The sequence below is a fragment of the Amycolatopsis alba DSM 44262 genome, assembly GCF_000384215.1.
Classification (GTDB): domain Bacteria; phylum Actinomycetota; class Actinomycetes; order Mycobacteriales; family Pseudonocardiaceae; genus Amycolatopsis; species Amycolatopsis alba.
The window spans coordinates 4,982,669-4,995,619 of the sequence record NZ_KB913032.1; the positions used below are offsets into that span (position 1 = coordinate 4,982,669).

Here is a 12,951-nt window from a genome sequence, read left to right on the forward strand (position 1 = left end):
CACAAGGGAGCAAGGGACCTTTGCTATCGCCTCACGCCCCCAGGCCCCTGGAGGTCTCGTGCAGCAGTTGAAGCACTTCATCGGCGGTGAGTACGTCGGATCCGCGTCGGGCGCTGTCGCCGACATCGTCGATCCCGTCACCGGCCGCCCGTATTGCACCGCCGCCGTCGCCGGTCCCGAAGACGTCGACCGTGCGCTCAAGGTCGCGGCCGCCGCCTTCGAGCACTGGCGTGAGACCACGCCCGCGCAGCGCCAGCTCGCGCTGCTGAAGATCGCCGACGCCGTCGAAGCGCGCGCGGACGGCCTCGTGCTCGTCGAATCGGCGAACACCGGCAAGCCGATCGCGCTCACCGCGGCCGAAGAACTGCCGATGATCGTCGACCAGTTGCGGTTCTTCGCGGGGGCCGCGCGTGTCCTGGAAGGACGGTCGGCGGGCGAATACATGGAAGGGCATACCTCTTTCGTGCGCCGAGAACCGATCGGCGTGTGCGCGCAGGTTACGCCGTGGAACTACCCGCTCCTCATGGCGGTCTGGAAGATCGCGCCCGCGCTCGCCGCGGGGAACACCGTGGTGCTCAAACCGGCCGACACCACCCCCGCGTCGACCCTGCTCCTCGCCGAGATCTGCGCCGAATTCCTGCCGCCCGGCGTACTCAACGTGGTCTGCGGAGACCGCGACACCGGGCGAGCGCTCGTCGAGCACGAGATCCCGGCGATGGTGTCCATCACCGGTTCCGTGCGCGCCGGGATCGAAGTCGCCGCTTCGGCGGCGAAGGACGTGAAGCGCGTACATCTTGAGCTCGGCGGTAAAGCGCCCGTAGTGGTCTTCGCCGACGCGGACATCGAAGCGGCCGCGGAAGGCATCGCCGCCGCCGGGTACTTCAACGCGGGCCAGGACTGCACCGCGGCGACGCGGGTCCTGGTCGCCGACGAGGTCCACGACACCTTCGTCGAGGCCCTGACCCGGCAGGCACGGGCGACCACCACCGGCGCGCCCGGCGACACGTCGGTCAGCTACGGGCCGCTCAACAACGCCGCCCAGCTGGACCGGGTCGCCGGTTTCGTCGACCGGCTGCCCGCGCACGCGATCGTCCACTGTGGAGGAAAGCGGCAGGGCGACGAGGGGTACTTCTACGAACCGACGGTGATCTCCGGTGTCCGCCAGGACGACGAGATCAGCCGGACGGAGATCTTCGGCCCGGTCATCACCGTGCAGCGCTTCGCCTCCGAAGCCGAAGCGCTCGCCGCGGCGAACGGCGTCGAGTACGCGCTCGCGTCGTCGGTGTGGACCACCGATCACCAGCGGGCGATGCGGCTGGCCGGAAAGCTCGACTTCGGCTGCGTGTGGATCAACACGCATATCCCGCTCGTCGCCGAAATGCCGCACGGCGGCTTCAAGAAGTCCGGCTATGGCAAGGACCTCTCGCTCTACGGCCTCGAGGACTACACCCGCGTCAAGCACGTGATGAGCGCGCTGTGACGACCACCGAAAGGCACGCCATGCCTCATCAAGCGCCCACCACCTCCGCCGAGGGGGAGCAAGGGACCTTTGCTATCGCCTCCGACGGCGGCGGGGATCCGGCCATCCGGCTGCGCGGGCTGCGCAAGGAGTTCGGCCAGGTCCACGCGGTCGACGGCGTCGACCTCGACATCCCGCCCGGCGAGTTCTTCTCGATGCTCGGCCCGTCCGGTTCCGGCAAGACGACCGTGCTCCGCATGATCGCCGGCTTCGAACTGCCGACGGCGGGCACGATCGAACTGCACGGCCGCGACGTCAGCCGCCTCGCGCCCTTCGACCGCGACGTCAACACCGTCTTCCAGGACTACGCGCTCTTCCCGCACATGACCGTGCAGCAGAACGTCGAGTACGGCCTCCGGGTGAAACGCGTCCCCCGCGCGGAGCGACGTCAGCGCGCGAAGGAAGCCCTCGACACCGTCCGGCTCGGTGAGTTCGGCGAGCGCAAACCCGACCAGCTCTCCGGCGGCCAGCGTCAGCGCGTCGCCCTCGCCAGAGCCCTGGTCAACCGCCCGAAGGTGCTCCTGCTCGACGAACCGCTCGGCGCGCTCGACCTCAAACTGCGCCACACCATGCAGACCGAGCTGAAGCAGATCCAGCGCGACGTCGGCATCACCTTCATCTTCGTCACCCACGACCAGGACGAGGCGCTGACGATGAGCGACCGCATCGCGGTGTTCAACGCCGGCCGCATCGAACAGGTCGGTTCCCCGGTCGAGGTCTACGAGCGGCCCGCATCGGCGTTCGTCGCCGGCTTCGTCGGCACCTCGAACCTGCTCAGCGGCGGCGGCGCCGAGAACATCATCGGCAAACCCGGTGTCTTCAGCATCCGCCCCGAAAAGATCCGCGTCGACGCCGACCTCTCGAAGCCCGCGGACGTCGGCGAGACCAGCGCCACCGGCACCGTCACCGACACCGTCTACGCCGGCGCGACCGTGCGCTACGAGGTCACGCTCGACGCCGGCGGCCAGCTCTCCGTGGTCCGGCAGAACACCGCCGAGCCCGCGGACTTCGAGGGTGGCCGGGTCCGCCTGAGCTGGCGTCACGAACACAGCTTCCGCGTCCCCGAAGCCGGTTAGCCTCCCCCCCGCACCGAAAGGTTGTTCAATGAAGAACAGGAAACTCGCGCTCGCCGGCCTGCTCGGCGCCGGCCTGCTCGTGGCCGCCTGCGGAACGTCCGGGTCCAGTTCGACCGCCGCCGCACCCGGCGGGCAGGGCTTCACCCCGCCGAAACTCGACGCGCTCGCCCAGCTCGGCCAGCCGGAAGGCCAGGTCAACGTGCTGGCCTGGCCCGGCTACGCGGAAAATGGTTCGAACGACCCGGCCGTCGACTGGGTCACCGGATTCGAAAAGGAGACCGGCTGCAAGGTCAACGTCAAGGCGTTCGGCACCTCGGACGAGGCCGTGAACCTGATGAAGACCGGCCAGTACGACGTCATCTCCGCCTCCGGTGACGCTTCGCTGCGCCTCATCGCGTCCGGGGACGTCGAACCGGTGAACACCGCCCTCGTGCCGAACTACGCCGACGTCTTCGACTTCCTCAAGAACCGCCCGTGGAACAGCGTGAACGACGTGGCCTACGGCGTGCCGCACGGCTGGGGCGCGAACCTGCTGACCTGGCGCACCGACAAGGTGAACCCGGCACCGAATTCGTGGTCGGTCATGTTCGACGCGAACAGCCCCTACAAGGGCAAGATCTCCGCCTACGACTCGCCGATCTACATCGCCGACGCCGCGCTGTACCTGCAGAACAAGAAGCCGGAACTCGGCATCAAGAACCCGTACGCCTTGGATGACAAGCAGTTCCAGGCCGCCGTCGACCTGCTCAAGCAGCAGCGTCCGATGGTCGGGGAGTACTGGTCGGACTACCTGAAGGAGAGCCAGGCGCTCAAGAGCGGCGACGCCGTCCTCGGGACCGCCTGGCAGGTGACGGTGAACCTGACCAAGAGCGAGGGCGCGCCGGTCGAATCGGTGCTGCCGTCCGAAGGCGCGACGGGCTGGTCGGACACCTGGATGGTCGGGGCGAAGTCGCCGCACAAGACGTGCTCGTACAAGTGGCTGAACCACATCGTCAGCCCGAAGGCCAACGCCCAGGTCGCCGAGTACTTCGGTGAATCGCCCTCGAACCCCAAGGCGTGCGCCGAAACCAAGGACAAGAAGCACTGCGACACCTACCACGCCGGGGACGCCACGTACGCCTCGAAGATCCAGTACTGGACGACGCCGATCACGCAGTGCCTCGACGGCCGCACCGACGTCAAGTGCAAGGACTACGGCGAGTGGACCCGCGCCTGGACCGAGATCAAGGGCTGACCTCCCCGAACTCCGGGAGCGGCCGGTGGGCCCCCCACGCCGGCCGCTCCCGGTCCCATTTCTAGGCGGAAAAAGATGACGACCACCCTCGATTCACCGAGGCGGAAAGCCTCCGCCTTCCTGTACCGCAAACCCAAGCTGCGCCTGAGCATCCTGCTGTCCGCGCCGATGCTGTGGCTCGGCCTCGCCTACCTCGGCGCGCTGGCCGCGCTGTTCGTGACCGCGTTCTGGACCACCGACGTCTTCACCGGCCAGGTCGTGACCGAGTGGTCGCTGAACAACTTCGTCACCCTGTTCAGCGACGCGGTGTACCGCACGATCACCCTCCGGACGGTCGGGATCGCCGCGCTGGTCACGGTGGTCACCGCGATCATCGCCTTCCCGATGGCGTTCTACATGGCCAAGTTCGCCTCGCCGAGGGCGCGGCGGCTCCTGGTGATCGCCGTCATGACACCGCTGTGGGCGAGCTATCTGGTGAAGGCCTACGCGTGGCGGACCATGTTGTCCGGCAACGGTGTCCTGCACTGGCTGCTCAACCCGTTCGGCCTCGACACCCCCGGCTACGGCGTGCTCGCGACCGTGATCACCCTGTCGTATCTGTGGCTGCCGTACATGATCCTGCCGATCTACGCGGGCCTCGAGCGGCTGCCGAACTCCTTGGTGGACGCGTCGGGTGACCTCGGCGCGCGGCCGTTCCGGACTTTTCGCTCGGTGGTGCTGCCGGTGACCTTCCCGGCCGTCGTCGCCGGATCGATCTTCACGTTCTCGTTGTCGTTGGGCGACTACATCGCGGTGAAGATCGTCGGCGGCACCTCGCAGATGCTCGGCAACGTCGTCTACGACAACATCGGCGCCGCCAACAACCTGCCGTTCGCGGCGACCGTCGCGACCGTGCCCGTGGTGATCATGCTCGCCTACCTCGCCGCCGTGCGCCGCACGGGTGCGCTGGACAACCTGTAGGAGCGCGCGATGCGGCTTTCCCGGACGACCAAGTACCTCCTGCTCGCCGCGCTCGTACTCGGCCTGGCGGTCATCTACTTCCCGCTGCTGGTGGTCCTGCTCAATTCCTTCAACGCGGACACCACCTTCGGCTGGCCGCCGTCGAGCTTCACCCTGGAATGGTGGGGGCGGGCCGCGGAGAACGAAGGCGCGCTGAAGGCACTGGGCACGAGTGTCCAGGCGGGACTCGTGGCAACGGCGATCGCGCTGATACTCGGCACGATGGCGGCGTTCGCGTTGCAGAAGTACCGCTTCTTCGGCCGCAACCAGGTGTCACTGCTGATCATCCTGCCGATCGCGCTGCCCGGCATCGTCACCGGTATCGCGCTGAACAACGCCTTCCGCACGATCCTCGGCATCGACCTCGGCCTGTTCACCGCGATCGTCGCGCACGCCACGTTCTGCATCGTGGTGGTGTTCAACAACGTCGTCGCGCGCCTGCGCCGGATGGGCGGCAACCTCGAAGAGGCGTCGATGGACCTCGGCGCCGACGGGCTCACGACGTTCCGGCTGGTGACCTTCCCGATGCTGCGTTCGGCCCTGCTGGCCGGTGGCCTGCTCGCCTTCGCGCTGTCGTTCGACGAAATCATCGTCACGACGTTCACCCTCGGGACCGGCCTGGAGACCCTGCCGATCTGGATCCTGAACAACCTGTTCCGGCCGAACCAGGCGCCGATCGTCAACGTCGTGGCGGCGGTGCTGATCCTGGCTTCGACGGTGCCGGTCTATCTGGCGCAACGGCTTTCGGGTGACACGACTTCGGGCGGACGGCTGTAGACGCGGGAACGCCGGTGCGGAGCCGCACCGGCGTTCCCGGTCACTCAGTACCGGCGATCTTCGACCGCGCCTGTCGTTCCGTTATAGGTGATGTAGCCGTACTGGAAGTCGCTGCGCTTACCCGTCGTGGTGGTGTACTCGCCGCTGACGGGGAAGCCGAGATACGACGTCTGCCAGCCGAGCTCCCGCCAGCGCTGACGGATCAATCCCTTGACCTCCCACGCCTCGCCCGCGCCCGCACGCCAGTAGATCGAGTGCCCGAAGCCGTCCTGGACGAAGTGGTTGTACTTCCCGGTGTTACCGGGCGTCCACGTCTCGTCGGTGGTCGGGTAGCCGAGCCCGTTCTCCCAGCCGACGGCCGACCAGCGTGCGCGGATCAACCCGTGGACCTCGTAAGCGCCTGTCGATGGCGTCCAATAGATCGAGCCCGCCTGGCTGAAGTGGTTGTACCTGCCCACACCGTCCGGAGCCCCGCTCTCGTCCGTGGTGGGGTAGCCGAAGAACCGCTCCCAGCCGAGCGCCCTCCACTTGTCCCGGATCTCGCCCTTGACGTAGTGCGCTCCGGTCGCGGCCGTCCAGTAGATCGACGAGCCGGCGAAGTGGCTGTACCGGCCGGTGCCGTCCGGCGTCGTCGCCTGGTCGGTGATCGGGTGGCCGAGCAGGCCGGCTTCCGCTCCGGTCTCGAGCCATTTGTCGCGGATGGGGCCGTAGATCGCCACCGCGCCCGAAGCCGGTGTCCAGTAGATCGTCCCGGCACCGGTGGCGGGGCCGCCCTCGAAGTGGTTGAAGCGGCCGTCACCCGCTTTGCCAGGGGATTCGTCCGTGCTCGGGGCCCCGAGGAAGGCATGCGCGCCGAGAGCGACGTACTTTTCGAGGATCCGGCCGGAGATAGCGGTCACGCCGGTCCGCGGTGTCCAGTACAGGCGGCCGTTGGCGTAGGGCTGCCAGTGAACACCGTCTTCGATGATCTCGATCCCCGTCGCGGCACCCAGCTTCGCCCGCAGGTCGGCGTCTTCGGTGTAGCGCTTCTCGATGGCCGACTGGTAGTCGGCCCGGACCTGCATCCCGGCAGGCGGCACCAGGAACTGCCGCTCCGGCGAGGTGCTGGAGTTGTCCGCCCACCGGGTGAACTGCGCGCCGTCGAACGCGGTGGACGGCGCGGTGACCGATACCAGGGAACCGACGGTCACCAGCCGGTTGAGGGCTTGGCCCTGACCCCTGCCCACGTCGAACCGGGCTTCACGCCACCCGGCGATCCAGACCCTGGCCAGCCGTGGCAGGGCGACGTACCGCGCTCTGCCCACGACACCGCGGCTGTTGGTCGCGGACGCGGTGATGACGACCTTGCTGTCGTTGTCCGCCGGGTAGTGCAGCCAGAAGTTCGGCCCCGAACCGGTGCGCAGCACGCTGGTCGTGCAGCTGTCCTGATTCGGGCAGGCCACCTTCTCCGCGGTTCAGTTCACGGTGAGCGGCCCGTCGACGGGATCGGTGGCCTCCGCCGTCAGTGTGATCGGCTCGCTCCCTTGGAAGAGCGTGCCCGGAGCCGGTGCGGACATCGTGACCGCCGCTCCGGTGGCTCCGGTGGCTCCGGGGGTGACGGACCGGGTCGTGGTCGTCGTCGCCCCGTGGCTGTCCCTCGCGGTCAGGGTGACGGTCACCTTTCTCGGCCGCGGGGTCGTAGACGTGGAACAGGACGCCTCCGGTCCCGGCGCCACCGTCGCCGAAGTCCCATTCGTAGTCGAGATTGTCGAAGTCCGGGTCCGTCGAAGTGCTCGCGTCGAACCAAACCCTGCGTGTGACGGGTTCTACGGTGACGTCGAAGGACGCCGTGGGAGCCTTGTTGGCCGGACGGTAGCTCAACCGCCGCAGGGCCGAGGTACTCGCGTCGGCCACCACGATGTCCCCGTTGGGCGCGGTCGCGATAGCGGCGGGGGTGCCGATCCCGGACGCGAGCGCGGCGGGCTGGTCGACCATCCGCCCGGTACTGTCGAAGCTCAGGGTCGACAGGGTGCCCGCGCCTTTGTCCGCCACGAAATGGCGTGCACGGTAGGACTCCGGGTACGACTGACCGGCGTAGAAGACCCCGCCGAGAAGACCGCTGTTCGCCTGACGGGCTGTTTCCGTCAGCGGCGCGGTGTTCAGCACGCCGCCGCACTCGGCCAGGTCGCGGTAACCGGGCGTCTTGCCGTTTCCTTCCCAGCACGGCCATTTCAGGTTCTGACCGGGCAGGGCGATGTTCACTTCGTTCCTGGCCGCCCATCCGTTGTCCGTGACGACGATTCCGCCACGCTGATCGAGCGTTAGCCGCGGATCCCGCAGGCCGCTGAGATAGGTGCGGCTGCGCCAGGAGTCCGGCGCGAACTTGTCGTAGAAGGGATTGTTGGAGACACCGACACCGTTGGTGTTGACCCGCAGGATCTTCCCGGTCGGCTGGCCAGGGTCCAGCGCGCGCAGCGCGAACTTGTCCACGGTGTCCTTGGTGGCGGTCTCGGGCGCCTGGTCGGCGGCGTTGTCGCCGACCGCGACCCAGAGGTCTGCACCCGATGGGTCCACGGCGAGATCCTGGATTCCCCGGTTGTCGGAGTTCACGGGGATTTGAAGCACCGGCTTTTCGCCGGTGAGCCCTGTCGGGGCGCCCGTTCCCTCTGCTTGCCATTTGCTGACGCGGAAAGCCCGTTCGCCGCCGCCGGTCGACAGCGCTCGCGCGGTGTAGATCGTCCGGCTGGTGGCGTAATCCGGGGCCACCGCGATACTCGTCAAACCGAGTGAACCCCCGGTGTAGACGGGGATCGACGCGATTTCAGTCGACTGGCCGCCGCTTTTCGGTGTCCAGCGTACGGAGCCTTGCCTGCCTGTCGTGAGGGCGCTGCCGTCGGGCAGATAGGCCACATCGGTGAGCTCGCCCGCCGTCTGCCCGGTCGGCGTATCGGTCAAGACGGCCGTCGCGGCGGCCATGGATCTTCGAGAACGCATCGGACCTGCTTTCTTCGGACGAAGAGAGCTCCAGAGCGCATCGGATCGCGCGTGTGCCAGGACGACGATGTGCCGAGGCCACGGCAGGACGCAATGCGACGATCAAGGCACCAGGATCCCCCCAAGGGCGATGATCAAGGATCACGCTATTGGCCCGGTTCCGGCTTGTCATCGGCCATTCGTACGCCGAAATCAGGGGCATCGGAATGAGTCCGTTGCATCCCGGAGCGCCGTCGGCATCCCCGGTCCGTTGGGGCGAGTGGGGGATCGAACTGTTCCGCAAGGTTGATGTCGCCGACCTGGCGATAGTCCTGGGTTCGATTGTGGATCTTGTTTTCCTGGAGGGAGATGACTTTGTCTGCAAAGATACTGTCGGGCGGTGCCAATCCGTATATGGCGTCGTTTCCGGACGAGCTCGCAAAGATGTTGTCTCGACTGCCCTGTTAGCGTCGGTGACCGATGGTTCTTGGCTCGAAGTAGATGGAGTGGTAGTCCTCCGTCAGTGCGGTCGATCCTCGCTTCTCTGGGAGATCTCGAACTTGCGCAGGTTGAATGAGCGGCTCACCTGTGGTTCTCGGACTTCAGGCTGCGAGCGGTGTCAATCAGTCGTCTCATTTTTTCATCCGTCAGCGAGCTTGCTATCGAAACCAGCTCGCCGATTTCTGTCGAATTGCGGTAAGGGTTGGCGGTGCTTACGGCTTGCCTCGTCGCAAGACCGGCGATGATGAGCAAATCGGTTTCGGAGATTTGCAAGACCGGTGCGATGTCCTTGACTATTTCCGGCGACGGTGGAATGTTCCCGTCGAGTAATTGCAGAATAGTTGATTCGGCTCGCGCCGAAGCTCGGCTGACAGCCCGAGGGGACAGCTCGCGGTTGTCCATCAGCCCCTGCAAGACATCGGCGAACCGTAAAGTCATCCTTGTAGCTTACTGAGAGCGTGTCTTGCGCGGTGGCAGGTGAAGCCCGGCTCAGGTGGTGTCACTGTCGACGTATCGACTCAAGTCGAACGGAAAGAGTCCGTCGCGTCCCGAAGCGCCGCGAGCATCCCCGGATCCGTCACCGCGTGACCGGCTGCCTCCACCAATTCCAGTTTCGAGTCCGGCCAAGCCCGATGCAATTCGTAAGCCGTCGCCGGCGGGCACACCGCGTCGTACCGGCCCTGCACGATCACGCCGGGAATCCCGGACAGCTTCCCGGCTTCCCGGATCAGCTGGCCTTCCTCGAGCCAGGCCCCATGGCAGAAGTAGTGCAAAGCGAGCCGCGCGAACGTGACAGCGAAGTCCGGTGTCGCGTACTGGTTGTGGAAGGCCGGATCCGGGCGCAGGCAGACGATCGCGCCCTCCCAAGTGCTCCAGGCGATGGCGGCACGCTCCCGGATCACCTGATCGGGGTGGTACACGAGTTCGCGGTAGGCCGACATCGGGTCGTCGCGGCGGCCCTCGGGAAGCGGAGCGAGGAAGGCTTCCCACTCGCGGGGAAAGAGGTTCGCGGCGCCACCGCCGTAGATCCAGTCGAGTTCGCCCTGCCGGACGGTGAAGACGCCGCGCAAGACGATCTCGGTGACACGGCTCGGATGGGTTTCTGCGTAGGCGAGGGCGAGGGTCGCGCCCCACGAGCCGCCGAAGACCTGCCACTGCTCGAGATTCAGCCTTTCGCGTAGTCTTTCCATGTCCGAAACGAGATGCCAGAGAGTGTTGACCGACAGGTCGACGTCCGGCCCGCCGATGTGCGGAGTGCTGCGGCCGGTGCCACGCTGGTCGAACAGGATGATCCGGTAGGCCTCGGGATCGAAATGCCGCCTCGCCATCGGCGATATGCCGCTACCAGGGCCTCCGTGCAGGACGACCACGGGTTTGCCGTCCGGGTTCCCGGCCTCTTGGCAGTAGATCCGGTGTCCGTCACCGACGTCGAGCATGCCTTCGGCGCGTACATGGATCGGCGGGTAGAGGTCGTCCATAAGACCACTGTGCCCGAATCGTCGAGTGTGCGAAGGGTGGGGGCCCGCCCCCGCCGCCGGGCTGAGCGGGCCCCCGGTCTTCGATCGCGTCAGCAGCCCGCCGTGGCGGCCACGTTCGCGAATCCCTTCCCGGCGCCGGTCACCTTGTTGCTCGCGCAGACCTTGTTCCCCGTAGCGGCCTTCACGAGATAGAAGCCGTACGCGTAGCTGGACTGCACGTCCGCGGTGTTGCCGGAGAAGGTGTTGTCGCGGCCCCAGCCATCGAGCTGGACATGGACCTCGAAGCCGCCGTAGGTCGCGTCGTGCACGAAGACCTTGCTGCCCCGGTTGTCCGCGACCACGTAGTTGTTGCCCTTCATGTCCACCCAGCTGTCGGCGAAGTGCTCGCCGCTCTGCCCGGCCCCGTCGAAGACGTTGCCGCGCAGCTCGCCGCCGGTGGTGCCTTCCTTGATGTCGATCGACTCGGCCCGCACGTTCGGGCCGATCTTGTTGTTCAACGCCTTGTTGCGGTCGCTGCGGTCGGGCGTGCCGCCCGGCCAGTTGCCCTTCGCGGAACCGAAGTAGATGCCTTCGCCGTAGCCCGCGTACTCGCGGCCGGTGTCGGTCACCTCGGAGTTCTTCACGACGTTGTCAGTGCTCGTGTCCTGGAAGTGGATGCCTTCGTGGCCGACGCCGATGACCTTGATGCCGTCGACGACGGTGTTCTTGACGCCCGTCGCCATCAGACCCTTCTGGCCACCGGTGAGGGTGAAGCCGGTCAGGTTCCAGTAGCTGCCGGTGAGTTCGAAGGTGCGTCCCGCCGACGCCTTGATGACCGCGCTTCGCGGACCCTTCAGCGTGATGCGGCTGCTGGAGGTACCGCCCTTCGCCGCCTTGAAATTGCCCGCGAAGGTCGTATTGGCCGCGAGTTCGATGACGGTGCCCGGAGTGACCGAAGCGAGCGCCGCCGACAGCTGCTCCGAAGTCTCTACGCGGACCGTCGCGGCCTGTGCGGGGTATGCGGCCAGCGTCGACAGCAGGGCGGCACCGGTCGCGATGGCCAGAACCCGCTCACGAACACGCATCCGTGGTCCTCCTCGTCGAGGGATCGAAGCTCGGTCGTGGCGGCGACGGCTAGACCGTAAGGCAGCGTCCGAACGCTAGTCAAGGACATGATTCAAGTTCATATACGTGAACAACTAAAGGAGGGTCGCCCTGCGCCACCCACCCCGAAAGAGAGCAAGGGACCTTTGCTATCGCCCTCCCCGACGGGAGTGATAGCAAAGGTCCCTTGCTCTCTTTTTGCAGGTCAGAGACGGGTCAGTCGTGGAACGAGTGCTCCGAGGCCGGGAATTCGCCGCGCCGGACGTCCTCGGCGAACGCCGACGCGGCCCCGGCCAGCACGCCGGCGAGGTCGGCGTACTTCTTCACGAAGCGAGGAGTCTTGCCGCGCCGGAGCCCGGCCATGTCCTGCCAGACGAGCACCTGCGCGTCACAGTCCGGCCCCGCGCCGATGCCGACGGTCGGGATCTTCAGTTCGTGCGTGATCCGCTTCGCGGCTTCGGCGGGCACCATCTCCATGACGACCGCGAAGGCGCCGGCTTCCTCCAGGGCGAGCGCGTCGGCGAGCAGCGCGTCGGCCGCTTCGCCGCGTCCCTGGACCCGATAGCCGCCCAGATTATGTTCACTTTGCGGCGTGAATCCGATATGTCCCATCACCGGGACACCGGCCGACGTCAGTGCCTCGACGTGGGGAGCGAATTTTCGCCCGCCTTCGAGTTTCACCGCGTGCGCGCGGCCTTCCTTCATGAACCGCACCGATGTCTCCAGCGCCTGCTGCGGCGAGAGCTGGTACGAGCCGAACGGCAGGTCGGCGACCACCAGCGCCCGTTTCACCGAGCGGGTCACCGCGCGGGTCAGAGGGAGCAGCTCGTCCACGGTCACCGGAAGCGACGTGTCGTAGCCGAAGACGTTGTTCGACGCCGAATCCCCGACGAGCAGCACCGGGATGCCTACCTCGTCGAACAGCGCGGCGGTATACATGTCGTAGGCGGTGAGCATCGGCCACGTTTCGCCGCGCTCTTTCATGTCACGAAGATGATGTACGCGGATCTTCTTCCCAGACGTGGCCTGGGGCGCCGCGCCGGTCCCGTACGGAGCTGTGAGCTCGCCGGAATCCTTTTCGGTGGCAGACATCCTTGTCGACCGTCCTTCCCTCAAGGCCTCGAAGAGGTCCCTGGGTCGTGGAGCTGAACAGTTCAAAGCGTGGCACGCGGGGATATCGCTCCCAAGGTCATGCGACCAGCTTCACACCGGGGTGTCACGCCTGTGGAGGGTGAGATTCAGACCAGAGGATGATGTTCGTTGACAACCACACGGGGTTGTGTGACGTCAAGTAAGAGCAGCTGTCGATCACCTGTGAGCACCGCGAAAGGC

At 66.6% G+C, this 12,951-nt stretch carries 11 protein-coding genes; 5 read left to right on the forward strand and 6 right to left on the reverse strand.

The genetic code is table 11. The annotated features are described in order from the left end of the window. Positions 1-58 precede the first annotated feature (58 nt). The 5 genes from AMYAL_RS0123975 (at position 59) to AMYAL_RS0123995 (ending at position 5,605) form a co-directional block, all read left to right on the forward strand. Entirely contained in the window at positions 59-1,480 is a 1,422-nt protein-coding gene (locus AMYAL_RS0123975) for a gamma-aminobutyraldehyde dehydrogenase (RefSeq protein WP_020633803.1), read from the forward strand. Then, positions 1,477-2,595 (forward strand): ABC transporter ATP-binding protein, encoded by a 1,119-nt coding sequence (locus AMYAL_RS0123980; protein ID WP_020633804.1) that lies wholly within the window; start codon positions 1,477-1,479, stop codon positions 2,593-2,595. Before AMYAL_RS0123975 ends, AMYAL_RS0123980 begins: the two co-directional genes overlap by 4 nt. A 28-nt stretch (positions 2,596-2,623) precedes the next feature. After that, entirely contained in the window at positions 2,624-3,829 is a 1,206-nt protein-coding gene (locus tag AMYAL_RS0123985; RefSeq protein WP_020633805.1) for an ABC transporter substrate-binding protein, read from the forward strand. A 75-nt stretch (positions 3,830-3,904) separates the two neighbouring features. Beyond that, positions 3,905-4,789, forward strand: coding sequence for an ABC transporter permease (locus AMYAL_RS0123990; RefSeq protein WP_020633806.1), 885 nt, complete (start codon positions 3,905-3,907; stop codon positions 4,787-4,789). A 9-nt stretch (positions 4,790-4,798) separates the two neighbouring features. After that, positions 4,799-5,605 (forward strand): ABC transporter permease, encoded by an 807-nt coding sequence (locus tag AMYAL_RS0123995; protein ID WP_020633807.1) that lies wholly within the window; start codon positions 4,799-4,801, stop codon positions 5,603-5,605. Positions 5,606-5,649: 44 nt separating this feature from the next. Here AMYAL_RS0123995 and AMYAL_RS50365 read toward each other — a convergent pair whose 3' ends face one another. From AMYAL_RS50365 to panB, 6 genes are all read right to left on the reverse strand, one after another. Next, positions 5,650-6,909 carry an LGFP repeat-containing protein gene (locus tag AMYAL_RS50365; RefSeq protein ID WP_245193009.1) on the reverse strand — a complete coding sequence of 420 codons (1,260 nt, stop codon included), beginning with the start codon at positions 6,907-6,909 and terminating at the stop codon, positions 5,650-5,652. Further along, positions 6,845-8,578, reverse strand: a complete 1,734-nt coding sequence (locus tag AMYAL_RS50370) for a PQQ-dependent sugar dehydrogenase (RefSeq protein WP_245193011.1) — start codon at positions 8,576-8,578, stop codon at positions 6,845-6,847. The genes AMYAL_RS50365 and AMYAL_RS50370 overlap by 65 nt, the downstream gene beginning before the upstream one ends. 561 nt (positions 8,579-9,139) lie before the next feature. Next, complete coding sequence (locus tag AMYAL_RS48530) at positions 9,140-9,496, reverse strand: XRE family transcriptional regulator (RefSeq protein ID WP_245193013.1); 357 nt, start codon at positions 9,494-9,496, stop codon at positions 9,140-9,142. Between the two features lie 80 nt (positions 9,497-9,576). Next, the gene (pip, locus tag AMYAL_RS0124005; RefSeq protein WP_020633808.1) at positions 9,577-10,536 is read right to left on the reverse strand and encodes a prolyl aminopeptidase; all 960 of its coding nucleotides are present in this window, start codon (positions 10,534-10,536) and stop codon (positions 9,577-9,579) included. Positions 10,537-10,625: 89 nt separating this feature from the next. Then, entirely contained in the window at positions 10,626-11,600 is a 975-nt protein-coding gene (locus AMYAL_RS0124010; protein WP_020633809.1) for a right-handed parallel beta-helix repeat-containing protein, read from the reverse strand. 235 nt (positions 11,601-11,835) lie between these two features. Beyond that, positions 11,836-12,711, reverse strand: coding sequence for a 3-methyl-2-oxobutanoate hydroxymethyltransferase (panB, locus tag AMYAL_RS0124015; protein WP_020633810.1), 876 nt, complete (start codon positions 12,709-12,711; stop codon positions 11,836-11,838). Between the last annotated feature and the right edge of the window lie 240 nt (positions 12,712-12,951).

Excerpts from the sequence above, each read along its gene's own strand:
- AMYAL_RS0123985 (WP_020633805.1), top strand. The coding sequence starts at position 2,624 with ATGAAGAACAGGAAACTCGCGCTCGCCGGCCTGCTCGGCGCCGGCCTG.
- AMYAL_RS0123990 (WP_020633806.1), top strand. The coding sequence starts at position 3,905 with ATGACGACCACCCTCGATTCACCGAGGCGGAAAGCCTCCGCCTTCCTG.
- AMYAL_RS0123995 (WP_020633807.1), top strand. The coding sequence starts at position 4,799 with ATGCGGCTTTCCCGGACGACCAAGTACCTCCTGCTCGCCGCGCTCGTA.
- AMYAL_RS50370 (WP_245193011.1), bottom strand. The coding sequence starts at position 8,578 with ATGCGTTCTCGAAGATCCATGGCCGCCGCGACGGCCGTCTTGACCGAT.
- AMYAL_RS48530 (WP_245193013.1), bottom strand. The coding sequence starts at position 9,496 with ATGACTTTACGGTTCGCCGATGTCTTGCAGGGGCTGATGGACAACCGC.
- pip (WP_020633808.1), bottom strand. The coding sequence starts at position 10,536 with ATGGACGACCTCTACCCGCCGATCCATGTACGCGCCGAAGGCATGCTC.
- AMYAL_RS0124010 (WP_020633809.1), bottom strand. The coding sequence starts at position 11,600 with ATGCGTGTTCGTGAGCGGGTTCTGGCCATCGCGACCGGTGCCGCCCTG.
- panB (WP_020633810.1), bottom strand. The coding sequence starts at position 12,711 with ATGTCTGCCACCGAAAAGGATTCCGGCGAGCTCACAGCTCCGTACGGG.